At 27.9% G+C, this 22,591-nt stretch carries 22 protein-coding genes and 2 pseudogenes; 12 read left to right on the forward strand and 12 right to left on the reverse strand.

The annotated features are described in order from the left end of the window. Positions 1-111 precede the first annotated feature (111 nt). The 4 genes and pseudogenes from OCHUTO_RS03455 to OCHUTO_RS06555 all read right to left on the reverse strand — a co-directional run bounded on the left by OCHUTO_RS03455 (position 112) and on the right by OCHUTO_RS06555 (position 1,725). Positions 112-400 (reverse strand): annotated as a pseudogene (locus OCHUTO_RS03455) (hypothetical protein). A 133-nt stretch (positions 401-533) separates the two neighbouring features. Then, positions 534-1,148 carry a site-specific integrase gene (locus OCHUTO_RS06545; protein ID WP_232296979.1) on the reverse strand — a complete coding sequence of 205 codons (615 nt, stop codon included), beginning with the start codon at positions 1,146-1,148 and terminating at the stop codon, positions 534-536. A 179-nt stretch (positions 1,149-1,327) separates the two neighbouring features. Continuing rightward, the gene (locus OCHUTO_RS06550; protein WP_306305444.1) at positions 1,328-1,615 is read right to left on the reverse strand and encodes an Arm DNA-binding domain-containing protein; all 288 of its coding nucleotides are present in this window, start codon (positions 1,613-1,615) and stop codon (positions 1,328-1,330) included. Continuing rightward, positions 1,588-1,725 carry a hypothetical protein gene (locus tag OCHUTO_RS06555; protein WP_232296980.1) on the reverse strand — a complete coding sequence of 46 codons (138 nt, stop codon included), beginning with the start codon at positions 1,723-1,725 and terminating at the stop codon, positions 1,588-1,590. Before OCHUTO_RS06555 ends, OCHUTO_RS06550 begins: the two co-directional genes overlap by 28 nt. A 486-nt stretch (positions 1,726-2,211) precedes the next feature. Between OCHUTO_RS06555 and recO the strand changes: the two genes are divergently transcribed. The 4 genes from recO to OCHUTO_RS03485 all read left to right on the forward strand — a co-directional run bounded on the left by recO (position 2,212) and on the right by OCHUTO_RS03485 (position 7,122). Continuing rightward, positions 2,212-2,934, forward strand: a complete 723-nt coding sequence (gene recO, locus OCHUTO_RS03465; protein WP_045797427.1) for a DNA repair protein RecO — start codon at positions 2,212-2,214, stop codon at positions 2,932-2,934. A 1,324-nt stretch (positions 2,935-4,258) separates the two neighbouring features. Further along, entirely contained in the window at positions 4,259-5,524 is a 1,266-nt protein-coding gene (mtaB, locus tag OCHUTO_RS03475; RefSeq protein WP_045797429.1) for a tRNA (N(6)-L-threonylcarbamoyladenosine(37)-C(2))-methylthiotransferase MtaB, read from the forward strand. Positions 5,525-5,567: 43 nt separating this feature from the next. Then, positions 5,568-6,560: an NAD(P)H-dependent glycerol-3-phosphate dehydrogenase gene (locus tag OCHUTO_RS03480; protein ID WP_045797430.1), complete on the forward strand. Its 993-nt coding sequence runs from the start codon at positions 5,568-5,570 to the stop codon at positions 6,558-6,560. A gap of 238 nt (positions 6,561-6,798) precedes the next feature. After that, a complete protein-coding gene (locus OCHUTO_RS03485) occupies positions 6,799-7,122 on the forward strand; it encodes a hypothetical protein (RefSeq protein ID WP_052694646.1) in 324 nt (107 codons plus the stop codon). A gap of 805 nt (positions 7,123-7,927) precedes the next feature. Here the strand turns inward: OCHUTO_RS03485 and pgsA are convergent. The 6 genes from pgsA to uppS form a co-directional block, all read right to left on the reverse strand. Continuing rightward, the gene (gene pgsA, locus OCHUTO_RS03490; RefSeq protein WP_045797431.1) at positions 7,928-8,473 is read right to left on the reverse strand and encodes a CDP-diacylglycerol--glycerol-3-phosphate 3-phosphatidyltransferase; all 546 of its coding nucleotides are present in this window, start codon (positions 8,471-8,473) and stop codon (positions 7,928-7,930) included. A 1,175-nt stretch (positions 8,474-9,648) separates the two neighbouring features. Next, on the reverse strand, positions 9,649-10,026 hold the full coding sequence (locus OCHUTO_RS03495; RefSeq protein ID WP_232296981.1) for an HIT domain-containing protein: 378 nt from the start codon (positions 10,024-10,026) through the stop codon (positions 9,649-9,651). 98 nt (positions 10,027-10,124) lie between these two features. Continuing rightward, positions 10,125-10,757: a ribonuclease D gene (locus OCHUTO_RS03500; RefSeq protein ID WP_045797432.1), complete on the reverse strand. Its 633-nt coding sequence runs from the start codon at positions 10,755-10,757 to the stop codon at positions 10,125-10,127. Between the two features lie 17 nt (positions 10,758-10,774). Beyond that, on the reverse strand, positions 10,775-11,062 hold the full coding sequence (locus OCHUTO_RS03505) for an FtsB family cell division protein (protein WP_045797433.1): 288 nt from the start codon (positions 11,060-11,062) through the stop codon (positions 10,775-10,777). Next, on the reverse strand, positions 11,062-11,727 hold the full coding sequence (locus OCHUTO_RS03510; protein WP_045797434.1) for a phosphatidate cytidylyltransferase: 666 nt from the start codon (positions 11,725-11,727) through the stop codon (positions 11,062-11,064). The genes OCHUTO_RS03505 and OCHUTO_RS03510 overlap by 1 nt, the downstream gene beginning before the upstream one ends. After that, positions 11,717-12,424, reverse strand: a complete 708-nt coding sequence (uppS, locus tag OCHUTO_RS03515; RefSeq protein ID WP_045797435.1) for a polyprenyl diphosphate synthase — start codon at positions 12,422-12,424, stop codon at positions 11,717-11,719. Before uppS ends, OCHUTO_RS03510 begins: the two co-directional genes overlap by 11 nt. A 177-nt stretch (positions 12,425-12,601) precedes the next feature. On the opposite strand from uppS, the gene OCHUTO_RS03520 reads away from it, so the two are divergent. The 8 genes and pseudogenes from OCHUTO_RS03520 to OCHUTO_RS05405 form a co-directional block, all read left to right on the forward strand. Next, complete coding sequence (locus OCHUTO_RS03520; RefSeq protein WP_045797436.1) at positions 12,602-14,389, forward strand: ABC-F family ATP-binding cassette domain-containing protein; 1,788 nt, start codon at positions 12,602-12,604, stop codon at positions 14,387-14,389. A gap of 58 nt (positions 14,390-14,447) precedes the next feature. Next, entirely contained in the window at positions 14,448-15,056 is a 609-nt protein-coding gene (ccmA, locus tag OCHUTO_RS03525) for a heme ABC exporter ATP-binding protein CcmA (RefSeq protein WP_045797437.1), read from the forward strand. Then, positions 15,053-15,703: a heme exporter protein B gene (locus OCHUTO_RS03530; RefSeq protein WP_045797438.1), complete on the forward strand. Its 651-nt coding sequence runs from the start codon at positions 15,053-15,055 to the stop codon at positions 15,701-15,703. Before ccmA ends, OCHUTO_RS03530 begins: the two co-directional genes overlap by 4 nt. 125 nt (positions 15,704-15,828) lie before the next feature. Then, positions 15,829-16,896, forward strand: coding sequence for a DUF2670 domain-containing protein (locus OCHUTO_RS03535; protein WP_045797439.1), 1,068 nt, complete (start codon positions 15,829-15,831; stop codon positions 16,894-16,896). Between the two features lie 94 nt (positions 16,897-16,990). Next, positions 16,991-17,620 carry a ubiquinol-cytochrome c reductase iron-sulfur subunit gene (petA, locus tag OCHUTO_RS03540; protein ID WP_084215388.1) on the forward strand — a complete coding sequence of 210 codons (630 nt, stop codon included), beginning with the start codon at positions 16,991-16,993 and terminating at the stop codon, positions 17,618-17,620. Between the two features lie 97 nt (positions 17,621-17,717). Continuing rightward, on the forward strand, positions 17,718-18,914 hold the full coding sequence (locus OCHUTO_RS03545; RefSeq protein WP_045797440.1) for a cytochrome b: 1,197 nt from the start codon (positions 17,718-17,720) through the stop codon (positions 18,912-18,914). A gap of 600 nt (positions 18,915-19,514) precedes the next feature. Next, a complete protein-coding gene (locus tag OCHUTO_RS03550) occupies positions 19,515-20,639 on the forward strand; it encodes a class I SAM-dependent methyltransferase (RefSeq protein WP_045797441.1) in 1,125 nt (374 codons plus the stop codon). Positions 20,640-20,728: 89 nt separating this feature from the next. Then, positions 20,729-20,919, forward strand: a pseudogene (locus OCHUTO_RS05405) (conjugal transfer protein TraD); the annotation flags it as partial. Positions 20,920-21,034: 115 nt separating this feature from the next. On the opposite strand, the gene OCHUTO_RS03560 reads toward OCHUTO_RS05405, so the two are convergent. After that, positions 21,035-21,658 carry an ankyrin repeat domain-containing protein gene (locus OCHUTO_RS03560; protein WP_045797442.1) on the reverse strand — a complete coding sequence of 208 codons (624 nt, stop codon included), beginning with the start codon at positions 21,656-21,658 and terminating at the stop codon, positions 21,035-21,037. A 152-nt stretch (positions 21,659-21,810) separates the two neighbouring features. Continuing rightward, on the reverse strand, positions 21,811-22,356 hold the full coding sequence (locus OCHUTO_RS03565; RefSeq protein ID WP_045797443.1) for an HD domain-containing protein: 546 nt from the start codon (positions 22,354-22,356) through the stop codon (positions 21,811-21,813). Between the last annotated feature and the right edge of the window lie 235 nt (positions 22,357-22,591).

Below are 22,591 nucleotides of genomic sequence, written 5' to 3' on the forward strand. Positions count from 1 at the left end.
CAGTCATTATTGCAATTATATTGGATACTGCCAGTAATACAGTAATTACCAGCAAGACCTTATTATATCTTACTAACTCTTGTACAGCATTTTGCTTAAAGAGATGATTCACTATTTACCAACTTTTTTATTTAGCAATCCTAAATAACTTATTGGTTTGGTAATAACCTTTGGCTACTAAAAAACTCTTTAACAAAAAATATTCTGAAACCTTTTTAAATTTCTTAAAGCTATAACATAATATAGCACCTGTAACTATAGACAATAAGCCTAGTTTAATATGACTGCTATTTAATAATACTATTCCCGGAATTACCCCAGCTAGTACTACACTCCACTCATCTATACTTAAGCCCATATATTTCAATGGTCTTGATAATGACCAATATAACTTTTGCATAATCACCTGCAGCTATGATTGTAGCATGAGAAAACTTATTTTACTAATATAATATTTAAATCAGCTAAATATCTTCAAACGCAGATAGTACCTGCACAGGTTACATTAACGTGCTCGTACACTATTAGTCAGTCTATAATACAGAACTTCCAGTACATTCATTCATCATTTGTGTAACTTTAGACATATACTGCCGCACTAATCCTAAATTAGCTCTAGCATAAATACTCGTTGAGTGTATACTACCATGATTCAATACTACACGCATTACATAAGGACTTACACCCTCATCTACCATCCAAGTTGCAAATGTCCTTCTTAGGTCGTGTATTCTTAAATTTTCCATGCTAGCCTTTTGACAAATTTTATACCATGCTCTATATGGATGCTCTAAATGTCCGCTTTTGCTAGTATCACTTTGTAGCACCCATTTACTTTTAGATTCTAATTTTCTCTTTTTCAAGATTTCTATTACCTCTTTCGTTAGTGCTACATTTTGTGGCTTTCCATTCTTAGTTTTTGGTATATTCCACACTTCTTCAGCAATACTTATATCTTTCCATTCCATCTCTAATACATTAGTTTTTCTAACTCCTGTATATAACAATATTAAAATAAAATCCTTGATTAACTCGTTCTTTTCTTCATTTAATACTTGCCTAAACCTTACCATTTCTTCTTTTGTTATATATCTCTCTCTCGATTGCTCTTTATTCCTTTCTATTCCTTGCGTAGGATTCTTTTCCATTAATTCATATTTTATTGCATAGTTGAAGATAGTCTTAAATTATAAGAAATCTATTTGCTGTAACATATTTTCCTTCTTTTGTTATATCATTAAAGATTTTTTGAATATCTACTTTCTTAATATCTGATATTTCCTATGGTATAAATGTTTTGATCCTTATTATTATAGCAACAATTCTTTCAATTATATATCTTACTATATTCATTGATATATTTATTATGTAATTCTTCGAACGTTAGCTCACTAGCTTTTCTCTCTTCTCTATTTAATATACGCTGCTTTTTGTCTTCCATATATTGTTTACGTTTCTCTTCATTTGGATTTATTCCTTTTGCTATTAATGTCTTTAATCTTCTTGCCTCTTGCCTTGCATAACCTATCGATAAATCTGGAAATGCCCCTATCTTTATTCTTCTTGTAACTCCTCTAAGACTTTTTTCTAAATAAAAATCTTGCTTTCTCCATATAACACTAACAGTATAAGTCCTTTCTCACATTCATCTCTGTATATTACTCTACCTTCACTTGGAATCTCAATTTTTCTTAACTCTACTATTGTAAATTTTACTGCTGGCATACTCAATTCCTCCATGTTTTATAAAAAATAATCAACTTATACTCTATCAATTTTTTAGTTAAATTATTGACCTAATATTATGACTTTCGTTTTATAGCAAACTTTTTGTAATAATTTTGTAACATTTAATTTGAGCTTAAAAATCTCCTTAATTTAAGATTTAGATATAGAGTTTATCAATTCTAAATTTTAGTTGTTAAATTAAAAATTTAATTTCTAGTTTAAAATTTGCGATGTAATATTACTTGTGATTTTTTAAACCTGTTAGCAATATTGACAAACAATTCTTATACAGTTACAGTTAAGGTTGAATATTAACTAAATTAATTAACACATACGCTAATAGTAGATTTTACGAAGTTTATAAGTTAAGAAAAATTAACTTTTCTATACTTCTTTTTGCAGTCTATAGTTTTTAGTAAAAAAAATGTTAAGTGATGACATTATTATTTTGCAAATTAACTAAATATTACTAATGTTTATTTTATGAATATTAGAGACAAAGCAATAATTTTAAAGAAAAGAAATATCAAAGAAAGTTTAGCAATTATAACAGTATTAACTCAATCGTACGGCATTTTTTCTGGAATTATAAAAAATACACATAGCAAGAGAAATATTATTACCTATCAAGTAGGTAATATAGTAAATTTTTACTGGAATGCACGCTTAGATGAACATTTAGGTATTATAAACTGCGAGCTAATTAAGTCTTATTCCCACCTAATTATGTCTAATAAATACAATCTATTTTATATTCAAAGCTTGATTGAACTAACTCTATATTCATTTAAAGAAAGAGAGTCACATGTAAATTTATTCAAAGAATGGTTAACAAATTTAGAATCAATAAATGATATTAACATTAAAAATTATATCAATTTTGAGCTTTTAATTTTAAAAGAGGCTGGATATAGTCTTAATTTAAATAGGTGTGGAGTAACTAACAGTACAAAAAATCTAATTTATGTTTCCCCTAAATCAGGGCAAGCAATATCTGCAGCTATTGGAGAGGCATACAAGCATAAATTGTTATTATTGCCCCAATTTTTAATTAATTGTAATTGTAAGCCAGAAAGTACTCATGAAATTCAAGCTGCTTTTAATTTAACGGCTTACTTTTTTAATAAATATATCCTAATAAGAAAAAAACTACCTGTTGCTAGAGAACTATTATTAAAAACCTCAGTTTTAAATTATGAGAATTAGATATCGGAGATTTAAAAATAAAGAACCTGAGTTTAAGATTGAACAGTTTAAGCATTGTTATTTAGAGGTGGAAAGGATAATATATAAGTTTCTGAACAAGCTTATATATTTAAAGGGTATTAATAAGAAAAATGTAACATTTCTAAATAGATTAATAATTTATGCTTATCTAACTAAGAAACCACTAGAATCTTAGAGATAAGTTATTCACAAATTTTAATAATCATATCTAATCTAAAACTCACATTTTTAACAAAATTAAGGTATTTTTTTTTATAAAGCCTAACTCAATTATAGTAATAATATCTTTTTTGGTGAGGATAAGTTTGATTATAATAGTTGCAATGCATTTTTTTTCAAATCCTTGCGTAATTATATGACAACAAAAGGAGATTATTAGCTCTAAATCCTTATTTATATATGCCAAACAAAAGATGGGCATTTTATATATCCTAGCAGTTTTCAAAGACTTTCTACTTGTATTGGTAATGATAATGATTATGTAGATTTATTCATAATTGATGTACTTGATAAATATATGAATACAGTGTAGCACTAAAGAAGCTAAAGAACTTTGGGCACCAAGGATCATAAAAGAACATGATAATAATGAAGATCACGAAGAATGAAGATGATAAATGCAACATGTGAGTATAGTAATATTAAAATCTAATAAGCAAAAAATGTTACAAGCTATTGAAAATTAGCCATAAACTCTGTAATCTTACAGGCAATAATGATCAATAAAATTCAAACTATTCAGCGCACAGAGCATAAGGCTTGCATTAAGGCGAATTAGCTCTTTAACGAGAAAGATGGAGTATCTGAATCCACAAAAAAAGAAGCTAGAATTTTAATAAACTTTGTAACTTCTAGCAATATTCAAAAAGTAAACTGATAATTTACAAGTTAGCTTAAAAAAAAGTTTTAGAAAAAGATTATGGAAGCCCTGAATATTTCGATGAAATACCTAAAATATAAGTAATAATAACTTATTAGCAGCAATTAAATCCTTAGGATCTGTATTTATGGATTTTATTTCTACAAAGAATATTGCCTAGCTTTCTGGTAATAATGAAATAATAATGCTGATTTATAATCAAGAGAGGTAAGGTTAAGAAATTTATTCCTTACATTCTAGATTGTTACTATCTTAAAAAAGTTCTTCTATACTATTCATATAAATTTCTTTTGATATTTTATATATGGCTATAGTTATCATCCTATACAATATAATTCAAATTTAAAAACTATAGATAGATTGATAATCTCAGTAAAGTAGTATTAAATATTACTGGATAATTCTACCATCGTAATAATTAAAATGAATGAAGATAAAGTCAGTACTTATAACAATAAAGTAATAACATTTGGTTGTCGCTTAAATGCATATGAAAGTGAGATTATTAAACAGAATTTAAAAATTACTAATCTTGATAATGTTATAGTATTTAATACCTGTACTGTAACTCAAGAAGCTGAGAGACAGGCTAAGCAAGCTATTAGAAAAGCAAAACGAGAAAATCCTAATGTTAGGATTATTGTTACTGGTTGTGCAGCTCAAAACAACCCTGCTTTATTTAGTCAAATGTCACAAGTAGATAAGATACTTGGTAATAAGGAAAAACTATATTCTGAATTTTATCAGTTTGATGAAAATAAAATTCAAGTAAATGATATTATGTCAATTAAAGAAACTGCTTCTCATATGATTAGCAATTTCGATGGCAAAACCAGAGCTTTTATACAGGTGCAAAATGGATGTAATCATCGCTGTACATTTTGTATAATACCATATGCTCGAGGTAATAGCAGATCTGTGCCAATAGGACTAATAACTCAGCAAATTCAGCTTCTTGTTGATCAAGGATACAAAGAAATAGTTTTTACAGGCATAGACTTAACTGCTTATGGAGCTGATCTGCCAGGATCACCTACATTAGCTCAAATGATAAAACGTGTTTTAATGTTAGTACCAGCCTTACCAAGAGTACGATTATCTTCTATAGATATAGCCGAAATTGATCAAGAATTGTTTCAATTGATGACTAGCGAACCACGCTTAATGCCACATTTTCATATCAGTTTACAAGCAGGAGATAATATGATACTAAAACGTATGAAACGACGTCATACCAGAGAACAAATAGTAGAATTTTGTCATAAGCTGCGTCAAATTATACCAGATGTGTCGTTTGGAGCTGATATAATAGCTGGATTTCCTACTGAAACTGAAGATATGTTTAATAATAGTTTACACTTAATTACAGAAACTGGCCTTCAATATTTACATGTTTTCCCTTATTCAGAAAGGGAAAATACTCCAGCTAGTAAAATGCCTAAAGTGAAAAAATATATCAGAAAAAAAAGAGCGCAATTATTACGTGATGAAGGAAAAAAACAGTTACATTTATTTTTTCAACAGCAAGTTGGGAAAATAGTTAAAGTTCTAACAGAAAAAGAGCAATTTGGTCATAGCGAAAATTTTATTCCAACTTATATTACTACTAAGCAAAAAATTGGCGAAATAGTCAATGTTAAACTAACTAATATCAATAATGATAATATGATTGGCGAAATAGTAAATTAACAATTCTTAAATACAATATTTAGCAACTAAAATTATTTCAAACATGAAAATTGCAGTAATAGGAGCTGGAGCTTGGGGAACAGCAATAGCAATGCTTTTAGCTCGTAATAATCATATAGTAACATTATATACTCGACACCTAGACCATGCTCAGGAAATTAATCAGCTACATACTAATAAAAAATACCTGCATGATATCATATTACCAGATATAATTAGAGCCACTACAGATTTTTCAGATATCGTTGATCAGAAAGTAATCATTATTGTTACACCATCAGATCAAGTTAGAGCTACTATTGAAAATTTAAAACAACATAGAATATCTAATAGTACAATTATCGGAATTGCATCAAAAGGATTTGATCATAATCATGCTAAATTATTAAGTAATGTAGTTAAAGATTATTTAGTTGATAATCCTTTATTTATTGTTGCTGGACCAAATTTAGCTAGCGAAGTTGCACAAGGACTACCATGTGCTCTTACAATTGCTGCTATCAAAAAAGAAGTGCAACTTAAGGGAGCTGCATTATTTCACAGCACTAACGTTATCACCAGTACTACTGAAGACATTATTACAATTCAAGTAGCTAGCGCATTTAAAAATATCATCGCTATTATTACTGGTATTATTATTGCTAAGCAATATGGCCAAAACTGTAAAGCGTCTGTTATAACTCAAGGAATAAAGGAAATTTATGCATTTGCAAAAGCAGCTGGTAGCCCTAATCCAGATATTAGTGAGTTTGCAGTAATAGGAGATCTAATATTAACCAGTTATGCACTTACTTCTCGTAATACACAATTTGGTTATGAATTAGGTCAACAGGAATATTATTCTGATTTAAACTCTAATACTAATGAAAATTTAGTAGAAGGAATTAAAGCTGCTAAAATCTTATATCCACTAACAATTAGGCTAAACCTTAGTTGTCATGTTATTGAGTGTGCTTATTCGATATTATACGATAGAAGCAAAATAAGCTCTGCTATAGAACTTATGTTAAAAAAAATTAACACTGAAACAAAGTAGTTATTATAAGAAGATTATATATCTATATAACTAATCTTTTAATAGAAAAACAGCCTAAACTAAACAAAAATGGATTTTTAACTATAAATAGTTATTAAAGATACCCTATTTGATAATATAAAAAAATTCAAGAAATATAGCTAAAAATTGTGATAGAAATAAAGTAAGAAAATTTTTTTGAATATTTTATTAGTAGTGATATCATATTATGATATTAAATAGTTTATAAGGAGTTTATATGAGTCCAAATAATAATTTAGATCATGTAGTGCAGAGTAGTATGTCACATATTAAGGCAAAATTACCACCTTTAACTTCAGAACAGAGAGAGAAAATGAAGGCCTTTGAGAAGCAATATCTTGATCTATTTAAACCTAAGGGGCAAAGAATGCGTGTAAGTTGGAAAGTTCAATTTATGCGTTGGCTGCAGACATTAATTGATTTTTTCAGAGAATGTATTAAAGGTAATGATAAATACAATGGAGATGAGTATTTGAAAGAGTATGATATACAAGCATTTGCACGCGGTGTAGAGAAAGCTCTTAATGAAGGCAGAAAGTAGTACAGTACAAAATTCTTTTGTTGAACGCAAAAAGCATAGGAGTAGCAGCAACAGGATGCAGCGTTAATAGATGTATAAAAAAGCCAAAATTTAAATAAGTATTTTTATGCACAAAAGCTTAAATGTAATCCTTTACATAAAATTTATAAAATGGCTAATTTTGAGGAGTTTGGGATCCTAAAATTGGGGTAGGTTTTTAATTTTTAATCTTCGTTCGATAGGCTTTATATTACTTTCCTAGCCATTAGTAATGGCAACTTGTTCAAAAGCAAGCGTATTTTCTAAAAAAAATGAAAATTGATCAGCTTGAAGGTAGCTTACAAGATTACTATCATTAATAAAAAAAGTATAGCTCTATTATATCCTTTTTTATAGGATTATATTCATAAAAAAAACAAATAAACTATCATAGTAACCTGGTAGCTGCATTAAATAGTATTCCAAATGAAATTAATTCACTAGTATAGCTTATAATTGATTACTATTCTCAATCACATCAATATACTTGATGTTATACTAAAAAAATTACAATTGATCTCTTTTCTTTTACAAGGTCTTCAAACATGCTGCTGGCCTTTTACTTTTGTATACTAAAATTTTAAACATCAATACTTTCATTTGCAATCTTACTTCTAAGTAATCATTACTAGAGCAGCTGCTCTATTTAATATCATTCCAGTTATTTCGCTTGCTCTAGCCCTATAATTCTCATAGCTATAATACTAATATTTAATATTCTGCATTAAATATGCATAATAAAGAAAAAAACATTAGTTTTTCTTAATTTAATGCTTTAATAATAAAGTTAAAAATATTTAATACATGCTTTTAAATAAGAATATCCAGTAATAATAGTTAGGATTGCTGCTATCCATAGAGTAATTTGACCTAATGTATCTAGCATTGTAATGCCTGATCCTTTAGACCCTAACAGTAAGATTGTTAAAGCCGAAATTTGACATGCAGTTTTTATTTTTGCAAGCCTAGATACTGGAATACTAACTTTGATTTGGCTTAAAAATTCCCTCATACCAGCTACCAAAAATTCTCGACATAGAATTAATAAACAAGGTAATTCTTGAGCTTTCCTAAATTTTACTACCATTATAATAATGCTGCCAACCAATAACTTATCAGCAATATGATCCAGCATTCTACCAAAACTACTATGTAGGTTGAATTTTCTAGCTATATATCCGTCAAAAAAATCTGTTATTCCGGCAATAATGAATAAAGCAGCTGCTATTTGACGAGAAAAAATAATATCGTCAAAATAAAAAGTTATTATTATCATGGGTATTATAATAATTCTAATAGCTGTTAGAATATTTGGTATTTTTCCAGTTAGCATAAGTTATTTAGTCAATATTATCGTTTCTTAGATTAATTTTATTTATTCCCTAAAATAAAGAGATAAACACATTATACTGTTACTTACAGTTTTTTTGTTCTATTATCATCATATAGAACTTTTATTGTCTAGCATTACAAATTGATTTTTTCATAAAAACAACTGCCAATTTGAAGTGAATAATATATTTTGTGTAATATTAATATTATCACTATCTGAATTATGTAGCAAAACAGAGTATCACAATAATTATCAAATGTAATTCAAGGTTACTATTTATTAATCTCTCTTAAGGAATATGAGAAAACTCAGTATTGAATTAGAAATTTAAAATTAATAGAAGGAAAGCAATAAGCAAACTAAGAAATATATGAATAAAAAAAGCATATTCTATACCTAGCGATTGATATATCTTGTATATTCAAGATCTAAAAGAACATTTTAATACTAAATATAATTTCAATAATTTAACACTACATAGTTGAATTTTTTTAATTAAAGGCAAGAGTTTATTTTTCTTTCATTATACCAGTTAAATCTTCAATTACAAAAATCAGAAAATAATTCTTATTTTAAATAGCCTTTAACAAAATAATAAACAATATGCTTGGTTAATTCAGGACATGAGATATATCATTAGCTTTACTAAAGATAACAACCATTAATTTTAGAGTTATAGCATTTAATTAATCAAGATTCTGCAATTTGCTTGCTGTTTTTTTTATCAGTTTAAACTTTGTATTTTAATCTAGTATATACTTAGATATTATTCGATACTATAATGCATAGTGTTATCCTAATATAAGGAGATTATATCACTTAACATAAGCTGACAAAAGAATTAAATTGATGCAGTAATATGTGTAACATGAATTTCAAGTTTAACATGGAATGGTATTGGCATTCTTTGACATACAGGTAAAAATTTCTACTGAAATACCATGTTTTACAATATGTAGTACTGGCAGATAAAATCGTTACAGAAGCCAATGGAAAGAGTAAAAGCTGCTATAGCTTCTATGGGTTAGAGCATTACCAGCTAAGAAAATATTAGTTAATTTAACTCCAGCGATCTAGTTAAAGAAGGAAGTCATTTTGATTTAGCAATAGCGTGTGGGCTATTAACTAGTATGAATGTTTTGCATTGCGATGAAATATCTTATATGAAAATGATACTAATTTGACTCAATTTGTTGATTTGAAATAATATGGGTATGAAAATGCGGAATTTCCTGTCCACCACCCTTACCATTATGAGTAACTAACTTAAATCCATTTTGGTCAAATTTAAAGCTTTTTACTATTTTATTAATAGTGGAAAAATAATGGTAAATATCTTCAGAAGAAGCTTTAGATAAAAAATCACAGTAATCAATATATTCCCCCTTAGGAATAATTAGTATGTGAGTTAAAGCAACTGGATTAATATCATGAAAAGCTAAAACCTTATCATCTTCATATACGATACTAGAATTTAGCTCCCGACGAAGAATTTGAGCAAAAATATTGTTTTTATCATAAACTTGAGCTGTACTCATACATTGTACTGTCATTTTTTTTACTAATTTTATTATTCTTAAGATAACTTTATTTCAGCATTAGAACTAAAAATACATTCATGCCTATTATTATAGCATAATTCTATAAAACTTTAATGACTTAAAATATCTATATTTTGCCAACCAATAATATCTAGTTCAGCTCTAGTTGGTAAAAACTGAAATATTTTTTGTGCTATATTAAATCTCTGCTCTCGAATTAGCATTTTTTCTAAAATGTTCTTAATTCTATGCAGATACACTACATCCTTTGCTGCATATTGCTCTTGATCACTAGTGAAGTTCTGCGCTCCCCAATCAGAGCTTTGACATAATTTTGAAATTTGAACTCCAAGAAACTCTCTGCAAAGGTCCTTTAATCCATGAGAATCTGTATATGTTCTAACTAACTTTGAAGCTACATGAGTACAAAAAATATTATTTAAAGTAACGCCTAAATAATAGTTAATTGCTGCTAAATCAAACCTAGCAAAATGAAAAATTTTCACTCTGTTATTATCAGTTAGAATTTTTTTTAAATTAGGACAATTGTATTTTCTATCTTCGAACTTAACTAAAAAAACTTCTTTATCATCAATATTATTATTATTATCCTCCTGACAAAATTGTAATAAGCATAACCTATCCCGTGTCAGGTTTAAACCCATAGCTTCAGTATCAATAGCTAAATTCCCCGAAATTGACATATTATTTGGTATATCATTAATAAATAAATGAATTTTCATAGTATTTTAATTATAAATTAACCCTCTTTAACACTAAATATTTTTTCATTAGAATGAGCTAATCCTAATTTTTTTCTTACTTGTTCATCAAGCATATCTAAGTCTAAAGACTGCAATCTAAGTAAAGCTACTCGTTGCTCAATTTCTAGTCTTTCAAACTTAAGCTTATATAATGTTTTAAGTGAATTATCAACATTATTACTAAACTCAATATATGAAATTAGTCCCCTATTTCCATAAATAGCGTGAAAAGAAAAATAAATTAATAACCCTATAAGGACAAAACTAAATAATATTCTTGACATTATAATATCATCACTAACATAAAGAATAATGGAGCAGAAAAGATAATACTATCAAATCTATCCAATATTCCACCATGGCCAGGAATAATATTACCACTATCTTTTATATTAGCTTTTCTTTTAAAATATGAAACAAATAAATCACTTAATTGAGCAACAATAGCTATTGTTGCTCCAAAACTAAATGCACACCAATATGAATTTATTTTATGCATTAAAGCTTGATCACAAGCAGTAACATATAGTATCAATGCAATTAGCCCAGAGGTACTCATACCACAAATTAAACCACTCCACGTTTTATTAGGGCTAATACGTGAAGCTAACTTAGGTCCTTGAAAATATTTACCACCTAACATAGCAAAAACATCTGTACACCATATCATTAAAAAATAGCTAACTAAAGTTAGACTATACTCAAGTCTTGTATGCATAATCATAAGGCAAATAATTGGCACTAAAATCACAAAAAAACCTAATGCTATCAGAGATAGATTTTTCCAACACATATTAAGCCATTCCATTATCATTCCTATAGCTAGTATAGTCATCAAAATATAAAATAAAAATCTAATATATAAGAGACTTGATAAAAATAATATAGCAATAACTGCACTTGAAAAAACTCTTAATTTAAAAATGCTAAATTGACTTTCAGTACTCATTCTTAATTTGCTTTTTTGATAATCCAAAAGTACGTTTACGTCTTAAATAATCTTCTAAAGCCATATTAAAATCTACCTCATCAAAATCAGGCCAATATTTACTAACAAAATATAACTCACTATATACTAAATGCCACAGCAAAAAATTGCTAATTCTTTGTTCCCCACTAGTACGAATTAATAAATCAATGTCAGGCATAGTTGGAGAATACAGATATTTTCTAAATTCTTGTTCTGTTATATCTTCAGTATTAACGTTAGCACTTATCATCTTTTTACAAGCATCCATAATTTCAGAACGGCCACTATAACTAAAAGCTATGTATAAATTCAATATTGAATTATTTATAGTTAACAGCTCTACTTCCTTAATAACTTGCTGTAACTTTAAACTTAATCTTTTTTTTTCTCCTACTACAGTAAATTTAACACCATAATCATGGTAATTCTTAGCATATGATTCTAAGTATGACTGCATTAATGCTTGTAAATAATTAGTTTCTGATTGCGCTCGCTTCCAATTTTCTATAGATAGTGCAAACAACGTTAGATGTAGAATTTTTTTCTGTATAGCCAAATCTACTACTTTTTTAGCTATTTCTACTCCTTTTTTATAGCCATCAAATATTGTTAACCCATTAGATACAGCCCATCTCCTATTGCCATCCATTATTATAGCTAGATGTTTTATTGACATTTTTAATTCCTAAATAGCTATATAAGCTAATAACATTTACAATAAAAACATTAATAATAGTTTTTTTGATTCATTGCAAATATTCATGTTAGTCTTTAGTGTTTACTTATTATATAATAATAAACTGTATTCATTTTTTAAAAATATAAACTTAATCAAGCAAACTAACAATAATAAATGAAGCTATTACCGGTTTATTATATTAAAGATGGTGAATTATCTTTTGCTAACCAGAAAATTTTTAATAACTTAAATATTTATTTATATCCCGGGGATAAAATTTGTCTAATTGGTAAAAATGGGTCTGGTAAATCAAGTTTAATGAAGGTAATTAACTCAGACTATCAATTAAACAGCGGTAAAATATTTAAGCATTTTGCTGCTAAAATTTCCTATCTACAACAAAATATTATTAATAATCTATCCCTTAAAGTATATGATTTTATTACCAAATCTATACCAAATAAAGAAAATCACTATCAGGCTAAAATTTTTATTGATAAATTACAAATTGACTCCAATCAAACTCTATGTAAACTTTCAGGAGGACAATTACGAAAAGTTCAATTAGCTAATGTCCTAGCTTCAAATGCTGAAATATTATTGCTAGATGAACCAACTAACCATTTAGATATACAAGCAATTGAATGGCTAGAGGATTATATAAAATCATATAAAGGTAGCATAATCTGTATTAGTCATGACATAGCATTTCTAACAGCAATAAGTAATAAGGTTTGGTGGTTAGACAGAAGCATTTTACATCAGTTAAATAAAGGATTTCAATTTTTTGAACAATGGCAAACTCAAATTATCGAGCAAGAAGAGTCTAATTTTATAAAATTAAGTAAGAAAATTAATACAGAGCAGCTTTGGCTACATCAGGGTATTTCTGCTAGGCGTAAACGAAACCAACGAAGACTATCTAATCTAAAGTTATTACGAGAACAATTAAGGTTTAGTTCACAAAGATTAGCTATACAAAAGATAGAGTTTTATAATAATGATAGCAAAACTAATGAAGCTAAATTTATCATTCGGGCTGAAAATATATATTTTAAATATAACAATCAATTTATTATTAAAAATTTCAGCATCAATATCACTAAAGGCAATAAGATAGGAATAATTGGTCCTAATGGTACTGGAAAATCTACTTTATTAAAATTATTTACTCAAGATATTAAGCCTAGTTCTGGTTCAATAGAATATGGTACTACATTAGAAACAACCTACTTTGATCAGAATAGAAGTTCTTTAAATCCTAATTATACATTGCAACAAACACTTTGTCCTGCTGGAGGAGATCAAGTCTTTCTATTTGACAAAACCATACATGTTGGAGCATATCTAAAAAGCTTCATGTTTGATCCAAAACTGTTATCAGCAAAAGTTAGTACATTATCTGGAGGAGAAGCTACTCGTTTATTATTAGCAAAATCATTAATTAAACCTGGTAATCTATTAATACTTGACGAACCTACCAACGACTTAGATATTGATACTATAGAAACATTGCTGGATATATTATCGGATTATTCTGGCACGCTCATTGTTGTTAGTCACGATCGTGATTTCTTAAATAGGCTAGTCACTAACACATTAGTATTTGAAGGAAATGGTAATATTGCTAATGTTATTGGCGGGTATCAAGATTACCTAAAATATCACTCTAAGTTAACACATCCTGTTGTTAATATTAAAAACAATAACAAGATAACAAAATCTCCAAAAAGTTCTAAAAAATTATCCTACAAGCATCAAAGAATGCTAGATAATATACCGAATGAAATAAGTCAATTGGAAGCCCAAGTTAAAGAATTAGAAACAAAATTAGCTGATTCTCAGCTTTATCAAAGTAATCCAGATAAATTTTTGTTACTTTCAAAAGAACTTGAAACATCAAAACATAGAATAGAAGAATTATTACATACTTGGCAAAAAATTGAAAATCAGAATTTATAATTTACATTATTATATATATTAAAAGCTAAAAAAATTAACTAAATATAGTCATATTTCAGTGCTTACTTGCCAAAACATATCGCTTTTCTCTTTTTATAATAACGAAGTAATATTTTCAAATCTAAATATTACTTTATTACCTGGAGCTATAGCAATAATAAGAGGAAAAAATGGAGCTGGTAAAAGCTCATTATTAAAAATAATAGGTGGTATACAGTTGCCAACAGCTGGCGAAGTTTATATTAATAATATACAAACTAATAAATTGCAAAGGCCTTTTCTTGGCTACTTAGGGCATCAATTAGGATTAAAGCTTAATTTAACTGTCGAAGATAATTTAATTCTGTGGGCCAAGTTTTATGACTCTGTAACTTTAATTCCAGCTGCAATAACATATTTTAAATTAACCAATATTTTATCAGAAAAAGTATATAAATTGTCTAGTGGCATGAAGAAGAAAGTAGCTCTAGCTCGCATAATGTCATGTTACTCTAAAATATGGCTTCTTGATGAAGTTGAAACTAACTTAGACCAAGAAAATCTTCAGTTAGTTTATAACTTAGTGACTATACAGGCTAACTCTGGTGGTATAATATTATGGGCTTCGCATTCTCCTTCGCCATTATCAAGCATATTAGAGATTAATCTAGAACGATATAGAAAATGAATAGGCTATTACTTTTATTAAAGCATGAAGTATACATCTACTATAAAGTTTATACTATACCACAGTACATATTTATTCATTCTTTAACAGTAATTCTAGCACTATCAATGATTACAACTCCTCAAAATCTTTCAATTTTCGGTATATTAATAACACTAATAGTATATATTCTAGCAATATTAAATCTTTCAGTTTTTGGCCTTAAAAAAGATTTAGAAGATGGTAGCTTTGATAATTTGTTGATTGTTGAAAGCACTTATAATATTGCTATTACTAAAATAATAGGTTTATTTACTGTGGTAATTATACCATTTTTTTTCACTATACCAATAATAACAATATTATATAATTTAACCTACATACAAGTTATAAATCTTCTTTCAAGTGTATTATTACTACTTCAAATCTGTAGCATAACCACTTTAATATCAATTATTCAATCATACTTTTACGTTAACTCTTATCTAATCTCAATAATCATTATACCATTAATCATTCCTGGACTAATTGTTACTGGTTTGATTATTGAACATTCTAGCAATATTGAAAATTTGCTATTTATTTTAGTAGGAATTACATTGTTGTTCTTATCGATTTCTATACTATTAGGAGAATATCTAATTAACAATATTTACAATCATCACTAAATATTTAAGTAGTTAATTTGCGAAATACTCAAAATATTTTATTAAATTGAAAAAAATATATTAAGCTTAGCATACTAAAGTGATACTATACCTTAAACAATACAAAATTAATTAAATAAGACATAATGTGGTTTGAATATTTTACGGAGCCAATATTTAGATATGTTGGTCGAATTTTTAAAAATCCTATGGCATGGGTGCCTTATATTTTTATAAAAAAATGGACTCTAGCTATCTATACAACTAGCATAATAGTAGTATATCTTATTTTTACAAATAAGGTAGTTCAGGAAAAATTAGTAGTTTTTTCAAACATAATGAATTATGAATTAGGGGAGGCTAAAGCAATTGCTCAGCACTGCACCTCACACCTTGCTAATGGACAATGGTCACAGCTATGGCAATGTCTTGGTGATCATCCTAAATATGAGCCTACAGAACATGATCAACAGCTTGAAAAGGGGAATCAGCAAGAAATAAAGAATGATCAGCAACAGGTCCAAAAATTAAAAGAACGCAAAAATTATAGAAATACTACTCATGTAGAGCTAGTTATTACTAGCCAAGAGTTACATCAAAAAGCTCAAATACTAAAACAAGAATGGCCAAAACTAGAAAAAGAATATGGGCAGTACTATGCTCATGAATCAAATACTAGTATACTATCTACTAATTCAAAAGAATTACAAAAAAGAAAACAACATTGGCAAAAAATAAGAGAAAGATTGCTACAGCAACAAAGCTTGTTAGATCAAGAAATAATGGCATGTATAAGAAGAATTAATAATGTAAAATCATATATTAGCAGTAACCCAGATATTAATACTGATGCCGAGTTTATTAAAAGATTAGCTGAACAGGATAAAGTTTTAAAAGCCGACTTAAAAAATGGCTTAAGTTGTGAATGCGATGAGTTAACCAGGCAAGAGCAAGAATTATTAGATCAAGAACGTAATAATGCTGAAAAAAATATAGATAATGCAAATAAGAATGAAAGAATACAACATATCTTTAAAAATAATAAGCTTGATTCTAATGAACAAAAAGAAATGGAATCGCAATTATCGAGATTACTTTTGCAGCAAACTGAATTAGAGCAGGAAAACGCTATGTTACGTGAAAGAAGAAAAGAACTATCAAAACAAAAAGCTGAATTAAAAACAAGAATAGAACAATTTAATGAGATAAGTTAATAAGCAACATCATTAACTAAACTGATAAGTTATTGATTTTTTCTAACAATGAAGTAATAATTATAGTTGTTTTATTATTAACATTACTAATACAATGAGTAATATTGATAAGGGTATTAAGTCTGTTAAATCTGATACAATTAACAGTATTAATAATACAATACAATCAAAGAAGAAAAATCAAGATTTAAAAAATTCATCAATAAGTAATGATGATTCAAAAGTAACTAGAAGGGATTTCATAGTGCTAACAGCTACTAGTATGGCTAGTATTGGAGCAGTTAGTAGTCTATGGCCTTTTATTGATTCATTAAATCCAGCAGCTAATGTTTCAGCCTTATCATCTGTTGAAGTTGATATTGATAAAATTCAGTGTGGCCAAGCTATGACAATCAGCTGGCAAGGTAAACCAGTATTTATTAAACATAGAACTAATGATGAAATAAAAGAAGCTCAACAAGTTAACTTATCTGAATTAATTGATCCAGAAGAAGATAAGGCTAGAGTTAAGCCTGGTTATGATCAGTGGTTAGTTGTAGTAGGAATATGTACACATCTTGGCTGCATTCCAACAGATCGTAGTGGAGATTATAATGGATGGTTTTGCCCATGTCATGGCTCGCATTATGATACTTCTGGCAGAATAAGAAAAGGTCCAGCACCTAAAAATTTGGAAATACCGCCGTATCAATTTGTTAATGATAAAAAAATTAAAATTGGTTAAATATCATTTTTTAAGTTAACGCACTTGAAAATAAAGTTATATAGCGTAATTTGCTAGTTGATATTGTTAAAGTACACTAAGCTATAGGAAATCAATAATGACACGTGGTAGAAAAAAGTCTCAAAACTCAATAATAGAATGGATTAACTATAGATTGCCAATACTTTCATTTCTTAAGCACTTTACATCTTACCAAACTCCTAAAAACCTTAATTACTTTTGGAATTTAGGGTCTATTGCTGGTATTGCATTGGTAATACAGATTATTAGTGGTATTTTTCTTGCTATGCATTATACCCCTCATGTTGACCATGCATTTGATAGTGTAGAAAATATCATGCGAAATGTAAATTATGGTTGGTTAATACGTTATATACATTCAGTAGGAGCATCAATGTTTTTTGCTGTGGTATATATCCATATAGCTCGGGGATTATATTACGGCTCATATAAAACACCTAGAGAATTATTATGGCACATTGGTATTGTGATTTTTTTATGTATGATGGCTACTGCTTTCATGGGATATGTTTTACCTTGGGGGCAAATGAGCTATTGGGGGGCAACAGTAATTACTAATCTTTTTTCAGCAATTCCACTAATAGGCAAAAGTATCGTTATTTGGTTATGGGGAGGGTTCTCAGTTGCTAATCCAACTTTAAATCGCTTTTTTGCCTTGCATTATCTACTGCCTTTTATTATTACCGCTTTAGTAGGACTACATTTAATAGCACTTCATGTACATGGTTCAAATAATCCAACTGGAATTGATGTTAAATCTAAGCATGATACTATTCCATTTCATCCTTATTATACTATAAAGGACTGTTTTGGTCTTGGTATTTACTTTTTAGTTTTTGCCTTTTTTATCTTTTATCAACCTAATTACTTAGGTCACCCTGATAATTATATTCCAGCTGATCCATTTTTAACTCCACATCATATTGTTCCTGAATGGTATTTTTTACCATTTTATGCAATTTTAAGAGCTGTTCCTTCAAAACTTGGTGGGATTACACTAATGTTTTCATCTATTTTATTATTATTTTTTTTACCATGGTTAGACCAAGCAAAAGTAAGAAGTTGTAATTATAGACCAATATATCGTATTGCTTTTTGGTTATTTATCATTAACTGTTTAGTTTTAGGCTATATTGGAGGTAAGCCAGCTGAAGAGCCTTATTTAACAATCAGTAGATTAGCTGCTACATATTATTTTTTACATTTTTTAGTACTAGTACCTTTTATATCTCGTTATGAAAAAACTTTACCTCTACCAAGCAAGATTTTTTAAATGTGTTTGAAATATATTTTATCAGTTTATATAAATCTTTATCTATCTCTCTTTGAAATTTTCTTTTCATTGTTGATAATATTTATGTATTTGCTTTCATATTTCTACATATGATATTTATACATCTACTATAATGTGCTGAACATCATCATAATCTTTATATAATCATTTCTTTAATGATTATATAAGTGAAAACTTCTTCTATTTATATAACAAATATTCGATTAATTCGCATGTATGCCATTTACATAAGATATGTACTCTTTAAATTTTTATATATAGCTAATCGTTTGATTTCCGCCTGAGTAAGAGTTTTTATCTTATTTAAAAATCTCTTTTTATATCATGTCTTCTATGCTCTGTTCTCATTATTCCCTTACCTTCTTTTTCTATCTAATAACAACATGATGTTATAACTAACTAATAGTAGCAATGTGATAATGAGCTATAAATTAGGCTATACTTAGTCATAAAGAAATCATATGCGTTTTAGGAATAAAAAAAACCTTTTGAAGCAAAATATGATTTAATTAAAAATAGCTTTGTAATTAGGTATACTTACTCTAAACATACTGTATACAATTAAATAATTCTCTACTTATGAAAATAGAGCAATATATTAAAAAAATTATACACTCAGAAAATAGCATAACAGTAGAAAACTTGATGTCTATTGTTATGGCATCAAATTATAACTCTTATTATCGAATTCAACATCCTTTAGGCAAAGATGGAGATTTTATTACTGCCCCAGAAATTTCGCAAATGTTTGGAGAAATGATAGGAATATGGTGTGTAGATCTATGGTATAAACTTAACTCTCCCAAAAAAATTCATCTTGTGGAACTCGGTCCTGGTACTGGAACATTATTACGAGATATTCTTAATGCTACAAAACATATAAAAAAGTTTAGTAATAGTATAAATCTTACTCTTGTTGAGATTAATCCAAATCTAAAAAAAATTCAGAACAATGTTTTATTAAGTTTTAATGTGCCAATAAAATGGGTTAAGTCTGTTAATCATATAGTTAGTAATTATCCAACTATTATTCTAGCAAATGAATTTTTTGATGCTTTGCCAATTAAACAATATATAAAAGATATTAATCAATTATCTGGACAAATAAAATGGTCAGAAAGAGTAATAAAAATTGATAGCAATAATAAATTTTATTTTGATACATTAAAAGTTAATTTTAAAGAAAACAAGTTTTTAAACCTGCATTGTAATGCTCCGAGCGGAGGAATATTAGAAACTTCCCCATCTCAACATCAAATTATGAAAACAATTAGTAAATTATTAAAAAAAAATGGTGGTGGATGCTTAATAATTGATTATGGCTATGATTTTCCTCCTGAAAAGCGAAAAAATTATCAATATAATAGTAGCTTACAAGCTATAAAAAACCATCAATATTATCCATTGTTAGAAAATTTAGGATTTGCTGACTTATCAGCTCACGTTGACTTTTGGAGCTTAAAAGATACTGCTTTTGCTGAAAATTTAGCAGTCTTTGGTAGTGTGTCACAAAATTTTCTATTACATAAATTAGGAATTAAATCAAGAGTAAATATGTTAAAACAAATGAATCTAACTCCTAACTTAGCTTTAAAATTAGATTTACAATATGACAGACTAACATCTATTCACGCCATGGGAGAACTTTTTAAAGCAATATCAGTAACCTCAGACCCAGCAATTATTCCACTTGGCTTTTTATAGACTTCTTTTAATGCTAGTTTTTACACTAGAGTGTAAGAAAAAGATAAAATATAAATAAAGAAAAAAGAAATATAGTTAAGGAACGTAGAATGCGAACTAGACGTCTTATAGAAATTGATGGTTTAGCTGTTAAAGCTAGATCATTTACCTACTAATAGTTTATTTGGGGGCTTTTGTTTATTTTAAAGATACTTTAATACAACATCCAACTGTTCAAGACCATTGGACTCAAATTGGTAAGACTATTTTTGATAAGGAGCAGCAAAATAAATCTGCGATAAATGAAATTGCTATGTCAATGGTATCAACTTCTTAAAGCATAGACTACTCAATATTCAATATGAGTTGAATTAATATCTCAGGTGTAACAGTATTTTTAAAATATAAATATTCATTTACTGTGCATTATCGTATAATTCTTCGCCAGATTCTCCTATAGCTTGCATATTTATATTATGTTCTATTACGTCTGCATATATTTTAATTGTACAAGCGCCTTTTAATGATTGTAGATCATCATTATCGTTAATATAACTTAATATTCTTGCTATGCAATCCGTATTTAACACCAGTAGTTTACTTTCTTCTAAATGTAATGCAACTGATGGCAATTTTATTCCTAATATTTGGGTGTCTTTACAGATCTTAATTATATCTTTTTTAGTTATTATATTTGCAGTATCTATATAATTATTATCAAGAGCTAAATCGTAAGCAGTTTTTCCATTATTATCTCTTGTATCTAAATTTGCACCTGCATCTATAATAATCCTGGCATTACTTGCCTTACCTGTTATTGCAGCCATATGTAAAGCAGTTAATTTTGTTTCAACAGACTGTATATTAAGATCTGCTCCAGAACCTACAAGAAGATTAGTAGCCTTTGAATTATCTTTAATAGCAGCCCAATGTAAAGCGATGTAGCAGCGATCAACTAAATCGTTAAGATCTTGTTTATATTTTTGTACGTCTGCTTTTGTTAATTCATTGCTTTTAATAAGCTGATATAATCTACTCATTCTTATAATAATTTTTAGTTAGTTTAGATAATTATTAACGATTTTATTAAAAAATTTCATTTAAAAGTTAATAATTATTAATCCTTCAATATCATAATTAAGTAAATATGCAAGATTTTTTATATATTTTATATATAATTCAAGCATATGATTTAGCTAGCACTAAGTATGCAATATTTACTTAAGTATTTCCCAAGATTAAGTAGTTTGAGGTATCGAGCAAGAGGTACAAATTCTTGCTCTGTTTCAATGACTATTCTTCGTCTTTTATCATAAGGTTTTATTGATATAGTTTTAATATTATGTAGGCGGTCGCTAATTAGTAACAAATCTTTTTTATTTTGCAGGCGCAATGTTTTAATCATTTGCCTAGAACGAATTTTTTTATTACCACTAATTCTAGTAAGACCAGAAACCTGTTCTGCAATTTTTGTACTAAATGCCTCAGCAATATTTTCTTTTGTAAGGCTTGTATCTTCGATAGTATCATGTAATATTGCTGTAATAATGGTGTCAGTTTCAAAGATATAGTCTGCTACCATACATGCTACTTCCAATGGATGCGTAGGTTCTCTTGTATCTTGCTGTCCATGATATTCCTTAGCAAAAGCTTTTTCAACATTATCGAGATCAATTTTTAATCTCACATTGAACATAAACAGCTTATTCAGTAAGCTTTCACCATAGTAACATAACATTGTTTTTCATCTCTAGCTTTAATAAATTATACCTATCTAATCAACATACTCTAATCTCAGATAAAATCTTGAAAAGGCGCTAATTAAACTTTTTCAATAATCATAATATTTTAATTAAAAAAGTTGTACTGGAATATCACAAGTAACGGTTGTAAATTTGCTTTTTTCACTTGTTATTTCCATGTTTCCATTAAGTTGATTAACAAGGTAATTTACAAACCCTAATCCTGATTCT

This window comes from Orientia chuto str. Dubai (assembly GCF_000964595.1).
GTDB classification, from domain to species: Bacteria; Pseudomonadota; Alphaproteobacteria; order Rickettsiales; family Rickettsiaceae; genus Orientia; species Orientia mediorientalis.

What these genes read in the sequence shown, in the direction of transcription:
- OCHUTO_RS03510 (WP_045797434.1), bottom strand. Translation starts at nt 11,727, where the DNA reads ATGAGTACTGAAAGTCAATTTAGCATTTTTAAATTAAGAGTTTTTTCA.
- OCHUTO_RS03530 (WP_045797438.1), top strand. Translation starts at nt 15,053, where the DNA reads ATGAATAGGCTATTACTTTTATTAAAGCATGAAGTATACATCTACTAT.
- OCHUTO_RS06555 (WP_232296980.1), bottom strand. Translation starts at nt 1,725, where the DNA reads ATGCCAGCAGTAAAATTTACAATAGTAGAGTTAAGAAAAATTGAGATT.
- OCHUTO_RS03480 (WP_045797430.1), top strand. Translation starts at nt 5,568, where the DNA reads ATGAAAATTGCAGTAATAGGAGCTGGAGCTTGGGGAACAGCAATAGCA.
- uppS (WP_045797435.1), bottom strand. Translation starts at nt 12,424, where the DNA reads ATGTCAATAAAACATCTAGCTATAATAATGGATGGCAATAGGAGATGG.
- OCHUTO_RS03565 (WP_045797443.1), bottom strand. Translation starts at nt 22,356, where the DNA reads ATGTTATGTTACTATGGTGAAAGCTTACTGAATAAGCTGTTTATGTTC.
- OCHUTO_RS03520 (WP_045797436.1), top strand. Translation starts at nt 12,602, where the DNA reads ATGAAGCTATTACCGGTTTATTATATTAAAGATGGTGAATTATCTTTT.
- OCHUTO_RS03535 (WP_045797439.1), top strand. Translation starts at nt 15,829, where the DNA reads ATGTGGTTTGAATATTTTACGGAGCCAATATTTAGATATGTTGGTCGA.
- OCHUTO_RS03560 (WP_045797442.1), bottom strand. Translation starts at nt 21,658, where the DNA reads ATGAGTAGATTATATCAGCTTATTAAAAGCAATGAATTAACAAAAGCA.
- OCHUTO_RS06545 (WP_232296979.1), bottom strand. Translation starts at nt 1,148, where the DNA reads ATGGAAAAGAATCCTACGCAAGGAATAGAAAGGAATAAAGAGCAATCG.
- pgsA (WP_045797431.1), bottom strand. Translation starts at nt 8,473, where the DNA reads ATGCTAACTGGAAAAATACCAAATATTCTAACAGCTATTAGAATTATT.
- petA (WP_084215388.1), top strand. Translation starts at nt 16,991, where the DNA reads ATGAGTAATATTGATAAGGGTATTAAGTCTGTTAAATCTGATACAATT.
- OCHUTO_RS03495 (WP_232296981.1), bottom strand. Translation starts at nt 10,026, where the DNA reads ATGACAGTACAATGTATGAGTACAGCTCAAGTTTATGATAAAAACAAT.
- OCHUTO_RS03545 (WP_045797440.1), top strand. Translation starts at nt 17,718, where the DNA reads ATGACACGTGGTAGAAAAAAGTCTCAAAACTCAATAATAGAATGGATT.
- OCHUTO_RS03485 (WP_052694646.1), top strand. Translation starts at nt 6,799, where the DNA reads ATGAGTCCAAATAATAATTTAGATCATGTAGTGCAGAGTAGTATGTCA.
- OCHUTO_RS03500 (WP_045797432.1), bottom strand. Translation starts at nt 10,757, where the DNA reads ATGAAAATTCATTTATTTATTAATGATATACCAAATAATATGTCAATT.
- recO (WP_045797427.1), top strand. Translation starts at nt 2,212, where the DNA reads ATGAATATTAGAGACAAAGCAATAATTTTAAAGAAAAGAAATATCAAA.
- OCHUTO_RS03550 (WP_045797441.1), top strand. Translation starts at nt 19,515, where the DNA reads ATGAAAATAGAGCAATATATTAAAAAAATTATACACTCAGAAAATAGC.
- OCHUTO_RS03505 (WP_045797433.1), bottom strand. Translation starts at nt 11,062, where the DNA reads ATGTCAAGAATATTATTTAGTTTTGTCCTTATAGGGTTATTAATTTAT.
- mtaB (WP_045797429.1), top strand. Translation starts at nt 4,259, where the DNA reads ATGAATGAAGATAAAGTCAGTACTTATAACAATAAAGTAATAACATTT.